Raw genomic sequence first — 19,150 nt, forward strand, 5'->3', positions numbered from 1 at the left:
ATTTCATCTATTGAAATTCTAATCTTTTTAATCCGTTAAAACCAATAATTAAAATTTCTTTTTCATTAATTTCATACTTTAACGTTATCCATAAACCTATATAATAAAAATAATATATATTATATGAAATTAATAATAATTTTAATAAACTTATTATTATATAAGAATTCATATATTTCATAAGAAAAATTACTGCTATATTAAATAATATTACAAATAAAAAACCAATCCTATTTCTTTTTCTTTTCTTGAATTAAATAGCACATTATCACCTCTTTTCAATAAAATTTATATATTATAAACTATATTTAATTTAAAACCATTTATTCTAAATTTCTTTTTCATTTTTAATATGTTTTACCTTTACATAAAGTAATATTAAAGAAAATAATAGACCAGAATTACAACATACATTTTATCAAATTCAAGAAAAACAAACCCTAATAATAGATTTATTAAAGTTCTATCAACATAAAATTTCACAAAATAAATTAGTAATTTGAACTATTACTTAAACTGAATATGGACTAATTATATCATAAAATAAAATTACCGTAAAATTAAATTTAAACTATATTTTTTATTGTTTTTTATAATAAAATAATATTCTATTTAAACTTATTCCATAACTTTAAAATCTTTTTATATAAAACCTTTCCTTTAATTTTAAATGTTTTCTATAATGCATTACTATTTAAAGTATAGAAATTTTAAAATAAATTGTTTTAAAAGTAAAATTAAAGCCCTATAATTTAAAATAAGCTAAAGGTAGACGTACCTTTAGCTTTATATTTGTATATTTTAAATCCAGTTTATAAAATTATTAAACTTCATTTTAATCTAAATAATCTTTTAATTTCTTACTTCTACTTGGGTGTCTTAGCTTTCTTAATGCTTTTGCTTCAATCTGTCTAATTCTTTCTCTAGTAACATTAAATTCCTTACCTACTTCTTCTAATGTTCTAGCTCTACCATCATCTAATCCAAACCTTAATCTTAATACCTTTTCCTCTCTTGGTGTTAAAGTTTGAAGTTGATTAATTAATTGTTCTTTAAGCATAGTAAATGCAGCTGCTTCTGCTGGTGCTGGAGCTTCATCATCTGGTATAAAATCACCTAAATGACTATCTTCTTCTTCACCTATAGGAGTTTCTAATGATACTGGCTCTTGAGCTATTTTCATTATTTCTCTAACTTTATCTACAGACATATCCATTTGTTTTGCAATTTCTTCTGGTAGCGGCTCTCTTCCTAGCTCTTGAAGTAACTGTCTTGAAACCCTTATTAACTTATTTATAGTTTCGACCATATGAACTGGTATTCTAATAGTTCTAGCTTGATCTGCTATAGCCCTTGTTATTGCCTGTCTTATCCACCAAGTTGCATATGTTGAGAATTTATATCCTTTTCTATAATCAAACTTTTCAACAGCTTTTATAAGTCCTAAATTTCCCTCTTGTATTAAATCTAAAAATAACATACCTCTTCCAACATATCTCTTAGCTATACTTACAACAAGTCTAAGGTTTGCTTCTGCTAATTTTTTCTTAGCATACTCTTCACCTTCTTCTATTCTTTGTGCTAAGTCTATTTCTTCTTCTGAAGATAATAAAGGCACCTTTCCTATTTCCTTTAAGTACATTCTTACTGGATCATCTATTGAAATACCTTCCGGTATAGATATATCTATCTCTTCCTCTTCTTCTTCTTCTTCCTGAATTTCCCCAACTACATCAATTTCCATTGCTTCTAATGCTTCGTATATTTTTTCTATTTGCTCTGGATTTAGTTCTACATCATCTAATTCTTCTACAATTTCTTTATAAGTTAAAGATCCTTGCTTTTTTCCTTTTTCTATAAGTTTCTTTACTACTGCAACCTTTGAGTTCTTGTCTTTCATTGTGTTACCTCCTTTCATGCTATTGTAAGTTTTTTAAAGTCTTTTGTATTTCTATAAACTGCTGAGTATATTTTAATGTTTCTTCCACATTTCCTTGTGCTTCATAATGTTTAATTTTATTCATAATTTCTTTTTCTGACTCCTCTAACTTATATTTTTTTATATTTTTTATACAATCTTCTATCATTTTATCTATATTACAACTTTCCTTATCAATAGAGCACTGCAATAAGTTAATAAATTGTTTAGTTGTTTCACTATCATTACAATTATTTTCAATAGATTGTATTTTATTGTTATAATCTAAATTGGAAAATTTAATTATCAACTCATAAATTCTCTTATGTGCTTCAGATGAAAACCCTATATTTTCCAACAATTCTTTTGTTTTATTAAAGTATTCTTTTTCTTCTAACATATACTTTAATAAAATTCTTTCTGCTTTAACAATTGCTGGCTCAATATATGAGGTCTTATTAAATTTGTCAAAATCAATTACATTATTAGATTGTATTTTTTTATTTATTCTATTAAATTCATCATTTAATATTTCATCTTTTACATTTAATTTCTCAGCAATTTGTTTTATATAGATGTTTCTTTCAAATTCACCTACATCTTGTAGTATTTTCATTGCTAAATTCTTATACTTTATTATCATTTCATTATCTGAGAAATTTATTCCTTCTTCTGCCTTTTTTAATCTATACTCTATAAGTGGTAATGCATCATCCATAAGTTTTTCAAAAGCGCTTTTACCATATCTTTTTATAAAATCATCTGGATCTTTACCTTTAGGTATTGAAAGTACTCTAACCTCTAGTCCAACTTTCTTCAATATTTCTAATCCTCTTGCAGTTGCCTTTTGCCCTGCATTGTCTGCATCATAAGCAATTATAACCTTATCTGCATATCTTTTTAAAAGTTTAGCTTGATCTTCTGTTAAAGCAGTTCCTAAAGTAGCTACGACCCCTTTTATTCCCTCTTGATATAAAGCTATACAATCCATATATCCTTCTACCATAACTATCGTCTTTTTAAAGTCTTCTTTTATTGCAAAATTTAACCCATATAAATTAGTGCCTTTATAAAATAACGGTGTTTCAGGAGAGTTTAAATATTTAGGTTTGCTATCATCTAAAACTCTTCCTCCAAAACCTATAACTGTACCTCTATGATTAAACACTGGAAATATTATCCTATTCCTAAATCTATTATAATAATTATTTTTAGGACTTTTTATTATTAATCCTAACTGTTCCATTTCTTTATCGGAATATCCTTTATTTTTAAGATAATTTCTTAAATCTTGCCAATTGTCCAATGCAAAACCTAGTCCGAACCTATTCATTGTCTTATCTGTAATTTTTCTATTTCTTAGGTAATTCATGGATTTTTCACTTTTTCTTAAGTTAGCAAAAAAGAATTTAGCTGCATCTACATTCAACTTTTTCATTCTTTCAAGTTTATCTTTTTTTTCTTTATTTATAACCCCTTTTTCTTCTACTTCTATCCCTAACTTTTCTCCTAATTTTTTTATTACTTCTGGGAAAGTCAGATTCTCTGTTTTCATGACAAAACTAAAAACATTACCAGCTTCTCCACAACCAAAGCACTTATAAATTTGCTTATCTGGAGATACAGTAAAGGATGGAGTATTCTCATTATGAAATGGGCATCTTCCAATAAAGTTTCTTCCTGCTCTTTTCAAGGAAATTTTTTCAGATATAATATCTACTATATCTGCTTCATCTTTAATTCTTTGAATGACTTCTTCTGAAATCACTAACTAAATCCCACCTTTTTTATTTATCTTCTTGAAATTCGACAAAAATTTTAAAATTCCTTCTTTATTTTTAATTTTTTTATCGAAATTTATATTTCACTTTTTATATATTCTTTATAAAGTAGAAATCTCCTTCAAAAAGTTAAATTTTTATAACATTTTATAGCTAAACAAGTTCATATTTTAATTTATTCATAAATTATAGAAAATTTTTTCCTAAATATCTCCTTGAATTTAATCTATTTTAAAAATCAATTTCATTTTTTAGGTAATATAATTTAAAATGTAATTTTAAATTTTTATATATCAAATTCTTCTAAATACATTATTGACATATTTTATATAATATATGTACTGCATTTAGGCACATATATGTCATTAAACACTCTTAAACAATATTCATCACTCATACCTGCTATATAATCCGCTACCCCCTGATGTAATCCTTCTTTTAAAACAATATTTTTATAGAAATCTGGTAGCTGCTCTGGTTTATTATAAAAATATTCATAAACATGTCGTAAAATAAATTTTGCCTTATCTCTCTCTAGTTTTAAAATATTTCCTTTATAGATTTTTTTAAACATAAATCTCCTTAAATTACTTAAAGCTTCTTCAATTTCTAATGATAACTCAACTTTAACTATATTTTTACTTATATTTTCAAGAGTTTTATTAATGCAATCTATTATTAAATTATTTATTCGTTTATTATGATTTTCTCCTAAAATCTTTATAATATCCATAGGAAGGTCTTTTTCTTTTAATAAACCTGCTCTTATAGAATCATCAATATCATGATTTACATAGGCTATCTTATCACTATATTTAACAACTTGTCCTTCTAAGGTCATTGGATTACTCACATTTAATCCAAAACCGCTATGATAAAGTATGCCATTTAGCACTTCAGTCGTCAAATTTAGTCCTTTCCCATCATTTTCTATTTTAGTTAAAACCCTTATACTATTTTTATTGTGCATAAAACCACCAGGCAAAAGTTCATTTAATACTTCTTCACCAGTATGAGCAAATGGTCCATGTCCGATATCATGCCCTAATGCTATTGCTTCTATTAAATCCTCATTTAATCCTATAGCTTTTCCTATAGTTCTAGCTACTTGACAAACCTCTAAAGTATGTGTGAGTCTTGTTCTATAATGATCATTTAATGTTTTAATATATACTTGACTTTTAACTTTTAATCTTCTAAAAGATTTAGAATGAATTATTCTATCTCTATCTATCATGTAACAAGTTCTAAAGTCATCATCTTTCTCTAATATTTTTCTACCCTTTGTATTTATTGAATAAGTTGCAAAAGGATTTAATATAAGCTTTTCATTTTTTTCTATTTTTTCTCTTATATTCATCAAAAATCCTCCTAACCTTTATATGTTACTTACTTATTCTATCAATATTATTGAAATTCCTTTATTAAAATTAAATTATACTATATATTTTCTTTAGAAACACTAAAGTATTATAAAAATTTAGTTATATTTTTATAATACTTTAGCAATTATAAATCATATAACTAAAATAACTTAAAGTCAAATCTATTATTTGTAAATTTCTAATTTTAAATTTAAATATAACTTTTACATTAATAAAATATTTAAATATGTTTAGTACTTCGAGAATTAAAAATTGTTCCCTTAAACATAGTTTTATTTCCAAATCTGATTATATCTAATATCTTCATTTAAAATATAATTTTGAATATGCAATAAATTTTCTACAACTTATGAATAAATTAAGATTTAAGTTCATTTTTCATATGAATCCATTTAAGTTTATTCTAATATTTTTATTATTATTCTAATTTTAATAAAGTATTTTTATCATTCATGTATATTAGCGTTTTTTTATTAATATGTTTATAATGTAATCTTTTTAAAGGAGTATTATTAATGAGTACATTAGATGTTTCTAAAAATAATTCTAACTTTTTAACTATAAATAACGTAAAAACTTATGTTATTCCACATTATGATTTAAATGATTTTACTATAGAGCAAATTAAGTTTAAAAATACTGATAAACAAAGAGCTGTTTATAAGATTGTTACACCGGATAATACATATTGTCTTAAGAAAGTTTATTATCCTGCAGAAGAACTTATGTTTGTATATTCTGCTATAGAGTGGATTTATAGACATAATATACATGTTCCTAGAATTTTACCTACAAAAAATCATGGTAGATTTGTAAACTATAATGATATGCTATTTATTTTAACTCCTTGGATTGATGGACTTAAATGCAATTTTAATTCTCAATATGAAATACTACTAGCTGCAGAAACCCTAGGCAAAATTCATAGTTATTCTAAATTATTTCAACCTATAAGCGAAAGTAAAATTAAGGTTGGTTGTAGTAATCTTTATAAATCCATAAACAAACACTTTAATAATTTATTAGTTTACTTTAACTTAGCTTGTAGATTTAATGATAATTATTCTAAAATATATTTAAAAAGTTTTGAAATCAATATAAAATCAGCTCAATTATCTAATTATATAGCTTCTCTAATAGATGAATCATATTTATCTAAGTCCATTTGCCATAATGATTACGTTAGTAAAAATTTAATTTTAGACATAGATGATAATGTATGGGTAATAGATTTTGATAAATGTAAAATTGATTATTGTGCCCTTGATATTGGTTATTGTTTAAGAAGAGTTTTACGTAAGGAAAAAATAAATTGGAATTTTACTGTAGCCATGAGTTTTTTTGAAGAGTATGAACTAAGTTCACAACTTACTTTAGATGATTATAAGTATCTTTTATCATATTTGTCATTTCCTCAAAAATATTGGAAATTATCAAGAGATTATTTTGGTAATATAAATAAATGTAATAAAAAAGTCTTTTGTAAAATGCTAAAAAAAGCAACAAAAGACTGCTATTATCAATATGATTTCTCTTTAAAATTTAAAGGTTATATAGAACAAAAATTTAACACAAGACTTTAGTTTTTAATGTTAAAACCGCTACACATATGTGTAGCGGTTTATATTTGTAAATATTATTTTCGTGGATTCTTAACTTGCGCTTGAGCTGCTGCCAATCTAGCTACTGGAACTCTAAATGGTGAACATGAAACATAGTTTAATCCTACACTATGGAAAAATTCAACTGAAGATGGATCTCCACCATGTTCTCCACAAATTCCAACTTTTAAGTTTGGTCTAGATCCTCTGCCTAACTTAGCAGCCATTTCAACTAACTTTCCAACACCATCTTGATCTAGTTTTTGGAAAGGATCAAATTCATAAACTCTTTTATCATAATAATGTTTTAAGAAGTTTCCTGCATCATCTCTTGAGAAACCAAATGTCATTTGTGTTAAATCATTGGTTCCAAATGAGAAGAATTCAGCTTCCTCCGCTATTTTATCTGCAGTAAGAGCTGCTCTAGGAACTTCTATCATAGTTCCTACAAGATATTCAAACTTAACATCACTTTGTGATATAATTTCTTTTGCAACTTTATCCACAACATCTTTTATGCATTTTAACTCTTTTACTTCTCCAACTAACGGAATCATTATTTCTGGAACTATATCATATCCTTTTCTTCTTTTTACATCTATAGCTGCTTCTATTACAGCTCTTGCTTGCATTTCTGCTATTTCTGGATAAGATACTGCAAGCCTACAACCTCTATGTCCCATCATTGGATTAAATTCATGCAATGATTGAATTGTAGATTTTAAATCTGCTACAGTTATATCTAAGTCTTCTGCCAATTCCTTTATATCTTCTTCATCTGATGGTAAGAATTCATGTAGCGGTGGATCTAAAAATCTTATAGTTGCAGGTTTTCCTTTTAACTCTTCATAGATTTCTATAAAATCTTGTCTTTGAATTGGGAGTATTTTGTTTAAAGCTTTCTTTCTTTCTTCTTCATTTTTTGCAACTATCATTTCTCTAACAGCCATTATTCTATCTGCTGCAAAGAACATATGCTCTGTTCTACAAAGACCAATACCTTCAGCACCAAATCTAATACCTTGTGCAGTATCTTTTGGTGTATCTGCATTAGTTCTTATTTTTAGAGCTCTTATATTATCTGCCCAACCCATAAGTGTTTCAAAATATCCGCTTATAGCTGGTTCAACAGTTTTAATTTCACCTGCATATACATTACCAGTACTTCCATCTAGTGATATATAATCTCCTTCTTTGTATATTACGTTGTTAGCTATTAAAGTTTTTTCTTCTTCATTAACCCTTATTTCACCGCATCCAGCTACACAACAAGTCCCCATACCTCTTGCAACAACTGCAGCATGGGATGTCATACCACCTCTTACTGTAAGTATTCCTTCTGCGGCTACCATTCCCTCTATATCCTCTGGTGATGTTTCAAGCCTAACTAAAACAACTTTCTCTCCTCTACCTTCATGAGCTTGTTTTGCAGCTTCTGCTGTAAAGTATATTTTACCACAAGCTGCACCTGGTGAAGCTGGAAGTCCACTTGCTATAGGAGTACTTTTTTCTATTTCTTTGTTGTCAAAATTTGGATGCAACAAAGTATCCAATTGTTTTGGGTCAACCTTCAACACTGCTTCTTCTTTAGAAATCATACCTTCTTCTACTAAATCTACTGCAACCTTTAATGCAGCTTGAGCTGTTCTTTTTCCATTTCTTGTTTGAAGAAAATATAATTTGCCTTCTTCTATAGTAAACTCCATATCTTGCATATCTTTATAATGTTTTTCTAAAGTATCTGCTATGGATATAAATTCTTCATATATTTTAGGCATATCCTCTTTTAATTTTGAAATTGGTTGTGGTGTTCTTATTCCTGCAACAACATCTTCGCCTTGAGCATTCATTAAGTATTCTGCAAATATTTTATTTTCTCCTGTTGCCGGATTTCTTGTAAAACCAACACCTGTTCCTGATGTATTACCTTTATTTCCAAATACCATTTCTTGAACATTAACAGCAGTACCCCAACTAGATGGAATATCATTAAGCCTTCTATATACTATAGCTCTTGGATTATTCCAAGACCTAAATACTGCTGTTATAGACTGTATTAATTGCTTTTTAGGTTCTATAGGAAATTCTTCATTTATTTCCTTTTTATAAAGTTCTTTGAATTTTATTACTAATTCTTTTAAGTCATCCGCATTTAATTCTGTGTCTAATTTAACTGATTTTTCATTTTTCTTTTCATCCATTATGTTCTCAAAAAGTTTTTTATCTATTCCCATTACTACATCTGAAAACATTTGAATAAATCTTCTATAAGAGTCATATGCAAACCTTGGATTTGATGTTTTTTTAGCCATTACTTCTACAGTATCATCATTTAATCCTAAATTTAATATTGTATCCATCATGCCCGGCATAGAAGCTCTTGCTCCTGACCTTACTGAAACTAGCAATGGATTTTGAAGCCCCCCAAATTGTTTACCTGTTTCTTTTTCTAATTGTTCCAATTTATTATAAATTTGATTTACAATTTCATCACATATAATTTCATCATCTTCATAATATTTATTACATGCCTCTGTTGTTACCGTAAATCCCATAGGTACAGGTATTCCTATGTTGGTCATTTCTGCTAGATTTGCACCTTTGCCCCCAAGCAAATCACGCATATCACCATTTCCTTCTTTAAATAGGTACACATATTTTTTCTCTTCCATGTTAAACAACCCCTTAATTACAAAATAATATTAGAAATATATAGCTAAATAGATAAATTTTTCAATTTATCTATCTTCACCCAGTTTAACAAATATATTAGTTATGCTAGTTTTTGAAACTTTCCCCTTTATCTTAAAAACCTCTCTGCCATCTTCAATTTCTTTATCTATGACCGGTAAGCAATCAACTTCATGTTCAATTATTTTTTTTGCAGCATCATATACTGAATCTTCTTCTTCTACTAAAACTATATTTGGCATTCTTGACATAATTATGCCTACTGGAACTTTGTGTATATCTGCAGTACCCATAGCAGTTTTAATAAAATCTTTTCTAGAAACAATACCAACTAAATTATCATTATTCACTACAAACAAAGTACCTACATCACTTAAAAACAAATCTAAAATAGCATTATATACAGTAGTTTCTTCTTGTACTACTATAGGCTTTGACATTACATCTTTTACTTTAATACTTCTTATATAATCACTACTAAAGCCTATTGATGAATTTTTCGAGTAAATATATCCGACTTTAGGTCTTGCTTCTAATATACCAATCATAGTTAAAATTGATAAATCTGCTCTTAAAGCTGAACGGGTCAACCCTAATTTTGCAGCTAATGCTTCACTAGTAATTGGTGCATTTTCTTTTACAAGTTTTATAATTTCTTCTTGCCTTGGTGAGAATTCTATTGTCTTCGCCCTCTTTCAGTTTAAATTTTTTAATGCTATCCTCTTTTTTTATAAAACAAAATTTTACAATTTTGATGTGTAAAATACCTATCAATCAAAAATAAACTAAATATTACTTTAATTTAGCTTTTATTATGATTTTATTTATTTTAACAAATATTAATCTTTTTTATAATATCTTATTTTATAAAATATTATAAACTAGTATATTTTCCTCTATATTTTACCATACAGGGATATATCATGCAAATTATGAAGGATAACATTTAAATTTCAAATTATTTTAAATATTTACATGATTTAATGTTTAATACATTCAATTTTAAATAAAATTTAATTTTTTAAAAAAACAATGGAAAATGTATTTTATTTAGGTTTTTCGCATTATATCTGTTATACTTTAAATTTGATATTGTATATTTTTTATGCTACTTTACTTTTTATTATACACCTTTTTATTAAATATTTCAAAATACATATATGATTAACAAGTTTTTATTATATCTATTTTAAGCTGAATATACAAGTTTTCATTTTATTTCTTGCTTGTTATAAATATAACATTAATAAAGTATATTTTTTCGTATATTTCCTTATATTTCTCCATTTTTTAATTTTAAAAGTTATTTAATTAAAATAAACCCCTAAATAAATATTATATTTAAGGGCTATAGAATTCCAAATTAAATTTTAAACTTATTCATTTATTAAATGAGAAAACTCAAATTAATATTTTTTCAATAACTAACAGATTATTTTAGTTAAAAGTTAAGAGTGAATAGTTAACAGTTATGGTTATTACTACTCACTTCGTTCCTAGTAATTCTCAACATATCTTTTTATAAATTTGCAAAGCAAATTATATTGATAGATTTTTTAAAATCATTTTCAGAAAGTGGTTGCCACTTTCATCCAAAATTCATAATTCTTAACTAACTATATTTATACTTATTTTTCTTAACTGATAACAAAAATTTAATTTATAAATTTAAGTTGAAGCTCATTTCCCTATATAGGGTTCCAAATTGATTTTTAAAATTATCCATTTCAAAACTTGGATACCCAAATTAGTGAGACATGCTCCGAATCACTTAGAATTCAAAACTATATCTTATATAAAAATATTTTAAAGTTATTAAATAAATTTAAATTGGAGCTTGTTTCCCTATATCTTTTACAAATTAACTTTATAAGAAAATGAATTTTCCTTTAAATTATCCTCTTTATCTGATAAATTATTTAATTTTAATTTTATTGTAGATGTTACATCTGATACTTTCTCCATTACATCTGAAGTTGTAGCTTTTACAACCTTTTTGCCATTTTCTATATATTTATTAATTACTTCTACTGTTCCATCTTCCTTGCTTACTTCTATAGTAATCTTAGTAACAACAGCAGTTGCTGTTAATGTTGCAGTAAGTAATACTAGAAATTTAGGATATAATGCAGATATTGCTCCCGTTACTATAACACCATTTAAGGGTACGTCAATTATTATCTCATCATCTTTTTTTACTCTTATTCTAGTTACATTCCCTTTTTCAATTAATCTTTTTATATAACCAATTATTTCATCTTTATCAAAAAGTTCATTTTTCTTTTTATATGATTCGCTTGATTCTAAATAAATCAATGCTTCTACTAAATCACCATCACATTTTTCCAAAACTTTTTTTGCTTCACTATAACTAATATTAAATCTGTTTCTTAATATATCTATTTTTTCTAAAGTTATTTCACCCATTTTTACACCCCCACACTTTAAAACTTTATTTTAAAAGTTCTACAAATAAAAATTCTATTCTACCTTGAAATATTTTAACATATCAAGACTCTTAGGTCTTTTAGTATAATTTGCACTTATAATATTACTTAATATTTGTTCTATTTCTTTTTTTGCATTTTGTGGTACCTTTATCCTTGGAACTTTTTCCAATTCAGATTTATTAAGGAATTTTAATATATTATAAGCTATTGTTGATATTTGTGTTACATATCTTTTCTCACAATCATTACAAATCATACCGTAATATTGCATAGATAAATAATTTGAAGTATTTATTTTATTTCCACATATACAACACTCTTCTAAATTTATACCATAACCAGTATGCGATAAAATTTTCAATTCAAAGGCTCTTGCTAAAATATCTAAATCTACAACTTTATTCTTCATCAAATAAAAAGCTGTAATCAAATCTTTGAATATAAAGAATTCTTTTTGTTCATCTTCGCAACATATGTCAACCAATTCATTTAAATACGAACCATATATTAAGTATTCAAAATCCTCTAGTAAATCTTGAAATGATTCTATTATTTTTCCTTCATTTAATATATACATACTTCTACCTTTATAAAGTACAAATTCGCCATAACAAAATGGAAGTGTAATTGACATAAGTTTACTTTTTCCTTTTCTAGAACCTTTAGCTATTAATGAAACTTTTCCTAATTTTTCTGTAAAAAGCCATACCAGTTTATCATTCTCTTTGTAATCTTGAGTTTTTAAAACTATCCCCCTAGTTTTTATTAGATTCAAATCTTAAACTCCTATTTTTTATATCCAAGTTCTTTAAGCATTGTAGGACTATCTCTCCAGTCCTTTTTCACTTTAACCCAAAGTTTAAGATTTACTTTGCTTCCAAAAAACTTTTCTAAATCTTGTCTTGCATATGTAGATATCTTTTTAAGCATACTTCCATTTTTGCCTATTATTATACCTTTATGAGAATCTTTTTCGCATAATAAATTAGCCTCTATTTTATATACACCTTTTTCATTTTTTTTCATTAATATTATCTCTACCGCTATTCCATGAGGAACTTCTTTAGATAATAACCTTAAGGCTTTTTCTCTAATACTTTCTGTAACTATAAATCTTTCTTGTTTATCTATAATCATATCCTCTGGATAATACTTTGGCCCTTCTGGTAAATTTTCAACTATAAGTTTCATTAATGTTTCTACATTTTTTCCATTAATTGCAGATAAAGGAACAACTTCTTCAAAGTTCATAGTTTTAGAATATGTATCTATAGCTTTAGCAACTCTTTCTGCAGGATTTTCATCAATTTTATTTACTAATAAAAATGTTGGAACTCCAGCTTCTTTAAGCTGATTTAATATATGTTCATCTCCTCTATGCATTTCATCTTCTGGTGTTGTTATAAATAACACTAAATCTACTTCTTTTAATGAATCCTTTGCTACATTAACCATATATTCTCCCAGTTTGTGTCTTGGCTTATGCATTCCTGGAGTATCTACAAATATCATCTGATAATCTTCAGTTGTTTTTATAGTCTGTATATTATCTCTTGTAGTCTGTGGTCTACTAGAAACTATAGATACCTTTTCTCCCATGATATAATTTAATAATGTAGATTTTCCTACATTAGGTCTTCCTATTATTGTTATAAATCCTGATTTAAACATTTTATCCTCCAATACTTACTTTATTAAGTCTTTCTTTGTAAATGCTTCTGGTAAAATTTCTTCTAAAGTTTTTATTTTATAATCATCTTCATTTTTAACCAATATTATTTTTCCATCTTCTTCTAAGAACTCTGATATTACTTGCCTGCATATTCCACAAGGAGCTGTGTATGTAGATTGGTCTCCTACAACAGCTATAGCCTTTATAGCATTATGTCCTTCAGAAATTGCTTTAAATATAGCTGTTCTTTCAGCACAATTAGCAGCACCATAAGATGCATTTTCTATATTACATCCTCCATATATACTTCCATCTTCTGTGATTACCGCCGCTCCAACCTTAAAATTGGAATATGGAACATATGCATTCTTTCTTGCTTCTATAGCTTCTTTTACTAATTTTTTATAATCCATATCTATTCCTCCTAAATACAAACTTTTAACAAATAATAAACTAATCATGCATCTTATAAATCATACTATTTTTTTATAAACATTTCTTATATATATTCATTAAAATTTTATTTGATTCTTTACTATTTTTATACATATAAAGTGTACGTAAATTATACCACTAAATAATTTTAATTCAATGTTTTTTAAGTATTTAAGAGAAAAAATTATACAAAAGCAAAGTTATCAATATTCCAAACATTGCACCAACAGCAACCTCTAATACAGAATGTATTTTAGCATCAACTCTACTTTGCGCTACAATTAATGCCAAAAAATAAGCTAACACCATTATTACAGAATCATTACTAATTAAAGTTATAGTTGTTGCAATAGAAAAAGATATTACACTATGTCCACTTGGCATCCCACCTCTTAATGGTGTTCCCTCTCCAAATATTGCTTTTACAACTAAAGTAAGTATGCTAACTATAACTAATATAAGAAATATCATATGTGGATCACAATTTCTAATTTTACTAAGTACATTAATGGAAAAAGGTCTTATTCTATCCCAAAATATCACATATGCTACTATTACTGCATTAACCGCAGTTATTAGTACAGCCCCAGCAGCAACATTTTTTGATATTTTAGCAAGAGGATGATAATAATTAGTAGTTGCGTCAATTGCAGCCTCTACAGCCGTATTTATCATTTCAGCAACAATTACCATAGTTATCGTTATAGTGGTAATAAGTAACTCAACTTTACTTAAATCATAAAAAAAGCATAAAGTTAAAACCATTATCGCTGCTAAAACATGTATTCTCATATTTCTTTGAGTCCTTATAGAATATATTATTCCCTCTATAGCATAGTTAAAACTATCTAAAATTTTCTTAACTTTCATAAATACTAGCCCCTTATTTGTAGTAAAAAATTCACAATCTAACTTTTATATAGTCACTCATATTTTGCTCATATTTTTTAAATTTATCTTATGTGTTCAAAATATTTTATAACTAATTTAATTTAGATTGTGAATTCTATTATCTTGTTATATTAAATTTTTGCATTATGTCTTCTTCTCTTTTTCTCATTTATTTTCTTATCATCATCTTCCATATGATCATAACCTAGAAGGTGTAATATAGAATGTACTACTAGATACATAACTTCCCTTATAAAAGAGTGTCCATATTCTATAGATTGTTCTTTTGCCCTTTCAAGAGATAAAGCCATATCACCTAAAACTAATCGCCCTTCATTTAGTTCATAAGGCATAAATTCATAATTTACATATATATCTTTAAAATATTTATCCTTTTCAAATTCTAACATAGGAAAAGATAACACATCCGTAGCATTGTCTATTCCTCTCATATCATTGTTAATTTCTTTTATTTCTTTATTATCAACAAATATTATGCTAATCTCATAAGGTACATTTACACATTCTTCTTTTAAACTATATTCTATTATTTCTTTCATTTTATCTTCTAATTCTTCTGTTACTTCAATTTTACTTTGCCTGTTGTCTATTAGTATCATTATTTTTCTCCTTATTCTCCAATCTATCCATAGGGTACTCTATTCTTTCATGATATATCCCCTTTAATACTTTCAGAAAAGAATCTTTTATAATCTTAAGATCCCTAAAAGTTAATTCACAATTATCCAATTGATTTTCTGATAACTTTCCTTTAAAGATGTTATCTACCATATTTTCTATTTTTTCTTTAGTTGGGTTTTGTATAGACCTAACTGCCGCTTCAACACTATCTGCTAACATTATAATACCTGCTTCTTTCGTGAAAGGCGCTGGTCCTTTGTATTTATAATCTTCTTCATTTATGTCATCGGGATTTTCCGAATTATTTTTCATTGTAATATAAAAGTATTTTACCAAAGAATCCCCATGGTGTTGGCCTATTATATCCTGTATAACAGTTGGTATACCATATTTTTTAGCAAGTTCAATACCATCAGTAACATGAGAAGTTATTATTAATGAACTCAACTTAGGTGATATTTTATCATGAGGATTCTCTCCACTAAATTGATTTTCTTTAAAATAATAAGATCTCTCTATTTTTCCTACATCATGATAATAAGATGCCACCCTAGCTAAGACAGCATTAGCACCTACAGCTTCAGCGGCTATTTCAGCTAAATTTGCAACTAACACACTATGATTATATGTTCCTGGTGCCTCCATGGATAACCTTTTTAAAAGCGGGCTATTAGGATTTGCCATTTCTAACAATTTTATGTTTGTCACTATATCAAAAATATTTTCTAAAAAAGGTAACATACCTATAGCTAAAATTCCTGATATTAAACTTGCAGTGGCTGCAAATGCAGCTTGAGTTATTATACCTACAACATGGTTACTAAGAACATAACCTATTGCAAATGTAAAAACAAAATTTAATACTGCTAAGTATAAACAAGATTGCAATATATCATTTCTTTGTTGTATTTTTTTTAATACAATTGGTGCATATACTGCATTTAAAAGAGCTATAAGCATAACGCTTGGATTAAAATTTATAATTATGCTTATAATTAATACATTCAATATATTTATAGTCATAGAAACTTTTTCATCCACAAGTATACTCATTAATATAGGTACACATGCAAATGGTATTAAATATGGCGAAATCATATTTAGAGTTGCACTTAATATAACAGCTATTACAGTTAAAATATTTATAACTACAGTTTTATTATACTGTTTATATATCTCCCATCTAATAGTTTTTAGATAGTACCACTGCATCAGCATTACACCTAACACTAATATTAGAAGTGTTGCATACAAATTTATTCTAAGAGACTTATCTTTATTTAAAAGACCTAACTCCTTTAAAATTTCTATTTCGATTTGACTTACAGGTTCCCCTTCTTTAACAATTATTTGATCTTTTTTTATAACTACAGGTTTTACAGCCTTTTGAGCTTCATCTTTCTGCTTTTGAGTTTTTTCATAATCAACAAAAAAGCTTGGTTTTACTTGTGAATATCCTACTGCCATACCAACATCTTTTAAGTTCTTAGAAAATCTAGAATTATTAAATAATGTTGTTATTATTCCTTGAGCCAAAACTATTTCCTCAGGTTTGTCTTCATGAATTTTAACTTCATCAAATAGCTTCTCCATAGAATTTAACATAAACGTCTTTAATTCTTCTAAGTCTTTTACATCTGATACTGCCAATGTATTATAAGCTTCATCCGATAAATTAGCAATTTTAGATGACTTTTTTAATTCTTCTATCTTTTTTTGTTTTTCATCTTCTTGAGACGTTGAATTCTCATACTTTTTATTTATTGCTATTACTGTATCAAAAAACTCTTCTATTGTCTTAATTGCAGTAACACTAACCTCACTATTATAACTATATACATCTGCTATATGTTTTATAGCATCATCCTTTGCCTGTTCTGTAGCAAACTGATTTTCAATATCCTTAGGAGCTTTAATATCAACCTTAGCTATATCCCCAACCTCTAAATCATAAGTTTCTGTAATTATAGAAGTTGAAGTTAAAAAGTATATAATAGCAGTAGTAATAATAAATATTAATCTTGCTGATAATTTAGGCATTTTCTTTTTTTTACCTATTTTAAACCCTTTCATAAACATCCCAACTTTCTTTTCTCTAGTTTATATCTAACCTACTCTAAGATTGTTTATTCATTTTTTTCAGCTTTTCCCTCTATATTCTCCTCTACAATGTCGCTCTTTGCTTCTTCTAAAGATATGTCTTCTTCAGCTATTACAAGTACTGTAATTAAAAAATTATCACCTTTATCTTTTATTTCAGGCTTTACTTCTAGTACTTTAACAAATTTGTCTAAGTTAAGTAAGATATTATTACTAAGTTCTTTAACAACCAAATCAGTATTTGCCTCAACATTTTCTTCTAGCACTTCCTCATAAATTTCCTCACCTATAAACCATTTGTTATTCTCTATTTTATCATAATTCTCAAATGCATTTAAGGCATTTTTAATATAAACTTTTTTTCCCCCTATTTTTATATAATAGCTTCTAGCTTTTTCCCCTGTTTTTTTTCTCACTACTTTATTTTTAGGAATTTCTTTTTTTTCTTCATAAAATGTTTTTGCAAACACATTTCCTTCTGCCTTAACATCATATTCCTTACCTTCTTTTCCTTGTTCTCCCTTTATTAACAAGTCGCCTTTTTTGACAATCTTTCCTCTTTCTACCATAACAGTCCCACTCTGCGAAAAAATCCTTTGTATTTCTCCATCTCTTTTCGCAACAATATTTCCTGTCAATTTTTCCTCTTTTATTTTTGGTGGTGCTTGCCTTTCTATTACCTCAACTTTCAATTTTGATCCATCTATTCTGGCTTTCACCCACATAACTTCATCATTATCATCTATTATTCTCTCTTCTATTCTATGAACATCAAAACTATTTTTATAAGTTCCTTTTTCTATGCCATATGATCTTAATAATTCCCTTATTTCAAAAGGTGCTATATAATTTTCAGTAACCACTTCTATCTTCCAAATAAAACTACTTAAATAATATAATACTCCCACAAAAATAAGTACTGTAACAAGCAAAGTTCTTCTCCTTTTCAATTTTAAAATTTTAAACATAATACCTTTTCTATTAAGAACTTTTAATTTACTATTGGTTTTCTTCACTCCTTCTAATAAAATTTCATAATCAATGAATTCAATTTCCATAGTGCAATTGGTTAGGCTATTTCTTTTTAAGTTCCTTACTTTTACATCTCTTCTCCACAAGAAATTTATAAGCTTTTCTAAATTTACTGTTTCAATTTCTACTACTAATAATCCTTTTTTATAATTTAAATCTTTACTCATTTTTCTTATATCCAATAGCATTAAAACTTCCATTTAAAACTATTGTTGTTCCTCCTACAAAAGATATTTCAAAATTTTCACCTAATATTTCCAACACACCAATAGAAGTTTTTACTTTTATCTCATTACTTTCGAATGTAGTTATTCCTTTATGGTTTTCTATTGTAATTTCCGAATTAGATATTACCGTTATTTTAGGTAAATCTAATACAGTATCTCTAGGTATGTCCAATTTTTCAACAATTAGCTCTGCTTTCTTTTTTATCGTATTTTTCAAAGTACCCACCTCTTTAACCTGTATTTTAAATTACTATAATTAAATAGTATTTTTATAGGAATTTAAAATTACTCTTTATTCACACCATGAGTATTTACATTCCTAAAA

At 26.6% G+C, this 19,150-nt stretch carries 14 protein-coding genes and 1 pseudogene; 1 reads left to right on the top strand and 14 read right to left on the bottom strand.

Annotated elements, in window-relative coordinates; translation table 11 throughout:
- Window positions 1-835 precede the first annotated feature (835 nt).
- The 3 genes from rpoD to CSGHG_RS02975 all read right to left on the bottom strand — a co-directional run bounded on the left by rpoD (window position 836) and on the right by CSGHG_RS02975 (window position 5,059).
- Window positions 836-1,900, bottom strand: coding sequence for an RNA polymerase sigma factor RpoD (rpoD, locus tag CSGHG_RS02965; RefSeq protein ID WP_010292564.1), 1,065 nt, complete (start codon window positions 1,898-1,900; stop codon window positions 836-838).
- 19 nt (window positions 1,901-1,919) lie between these two features.
- Window positions 1,920-3,686, bottom strand: coding sequence for a DNA primase (gene dnaG, locus CSGHG_RS02970; RefSeq protein WP_010292565.1), 1,767 nt, complete (start codon window positions 3,684-3,686; stop codon window positions 1,920-1,922).
- Between the two features lie 338 nt (window positions 3,687-4,024).
- Window positions 4,025-5,059 (bottom strand): deoxyguanosinetriphosphate triphosphohydrolase, encoded by a 1,035-nt coding sequence (locus tag CSGHG_RS02975; RefSeq protein WP_010292566.1) that lies wholly within the window; start codon window positions 5,057-5,059, stop codon window positions 4,025-4,027.
- 540 nt (window positions 5,060-5,599) lie between these two features.
- On the opposite strand from CSGHG_RS02975, the gene CSGHG_RS02980 reads away from it, so the two are divergent.
- The gene (locus CSGHG_RS02980; RefSeq protein WP_010292568.1) at window positions 5,600-6,667 is read left to right on the top strand and encodes a CotS family spore coat protein; all 1,068 of its coding nucleotides are present in this window, start codon (window positions 5,600-5,602) and stop codon (window positions 6,665-6,667) included.
- A gap of 53 nt (window positions 6,668-6,720) precedes the next feature.
- Here CSGHG_RS02980 and ppdK read toward each other — a convergent pair whose 3' ends face one another.
- The 11 genes and pseudogenes from ppdK to yqfC form a co-directional block, all read right to left on the bottom strand.
- Window positions 6,721-9,357, bottom strand: coding sequence for a pyruvate, phosphate dikinase (ppdK, locus tag CSGHG_RS02985; protein ID WP_010292570.1), 2,637 nt, complete (start codon window positions 9,355-9,357; stop codon window positions 6,721-6,723).
- A gap of 66 nt (window positions 9,358-9,423) precedes the next feature.
- Complete coding sequence (locus tag CSGHG_RS02990; RefSeq protein WP_026022200.1) at window positions 9,424-10,056, bottom strand: helix-turn-helix transcriptional regulator; 633 nt, start codon at window positions 10,054-10,056, stop codon at window positions 9,424-9,426.
- Window positions 10,057-11,230: 1,174 nt separating this feature from the next.
- Window positions 11,231-11,803, bottom strand: a complete 573-nt coding sequence (locus tag CSGHG_RS19725; RefSeq protein WP_010292573.1) for a DUF4342 domain-containing protein — start codon at window positions 11,801-11,803, stop codon at window positions 11,231-11,233.
- Window positions 11,804-11,857: 54 nt separating this feature from the next.
- A complete protein-coding gene (gene recO / locus CSGHG_RS03000) occupies window positions 11,858-12,601 on the bottom strand; it encodes a DNA repair protein RecO (protein ID WP_010292575.1) in 744 nt (247 codons plus the stop codon).
- Between the two features lie 11 nt (window positions 12,602-12,612).
- Complete coding sequence (era, locus tag CSGHG_RS03005; protein ID WP_010292578.1) at window positions 12,613-13,497, bottom strand: GTPase Era; 885 nt, start codon at window positions 13,495-13,497, stop codon at window positions 12,613-12,615.
- A gap of 15 nt (window positions 13,498-13,512) precedes the next feature.
- Window positions 13,513-13,911, bottom strand: a complete 399-nt coding sequence (locus CSGHG_RS03010; protein ID WP_010292582.1) for a cytidine deaminase — start codon at window positions 13,909-13,911, stop codon at window positions 13,513-13,515.
- 193 nt (window positions 13,912-14,104) lie between these two features.
- A complete protein-coding gene (locus tag CSGHG_RS03015; RefSeq protein WP_010292584.1) occupies window positions 14,105-14,803 on the bottom strand; it encodes a diacylglycerol kinase in 699 nt (232 codons plus the stop codon).
- 139 nt (window positions 14,804-14,942) lie between these two features.
- Window positions 14,943-15,444 (bottom strand): annotated as a pseudogene (gene ybeY / locus CSGHG_RS19730) (rRNA maturation RNase YbeY).
- Entirely contained in the window at window positions 15,416-17,539 is a 2,124-nt protein-coding gene (locus CSGHG_RS03025; RefSeq protein WP_010292590.1) for an HD family phosphohydrolase, read from the bottom strand. Before CSGHG_RS03025 ends, ybeY begins: the two are co-directional and overlap by 29 nt.
- 53 nt (window positions 17,540-17,592) lie before the next feature.
- Window positions 17,593-18,798: a sporulation protein YqfD gene (yqfD, locus tag CSGHG_RS03030; protein WP_010292592.1), complete on the bottom strand. Its 1,206-nt coding sequence runs from the start codon at window positions 18,796-18,798 to the stop codon at window positions 17,593-17,595.
- Window positions 18,758-19,042: a sporulation protein YqfC gene (gene yqfC / locus CSGHG_RS03035; protein WP_010292594.1), complete on the bottom strand. Its 285-nt coding sequence runs from the start codon at window positions 19,040-19,042 to the stop codon at window positions 18,758-18,760. The genes yqfD and yqfC overlap by 41 nt, the downstream gene beginning before the upstream one ends.
- Window positions 19,043-19,150 lie beyond the last annotated feature (108 nt).

Source organism: Clostridium senegalense JC122 (genome assembly GCF_000285575.1).
In the GTDB taxonomy this organism is placed as follows: Bacteria; Bacillota; Clostridia; order Clostridiales; family Clostridiaceae; genus Clostridium_J; species Clostridium_J senegalense.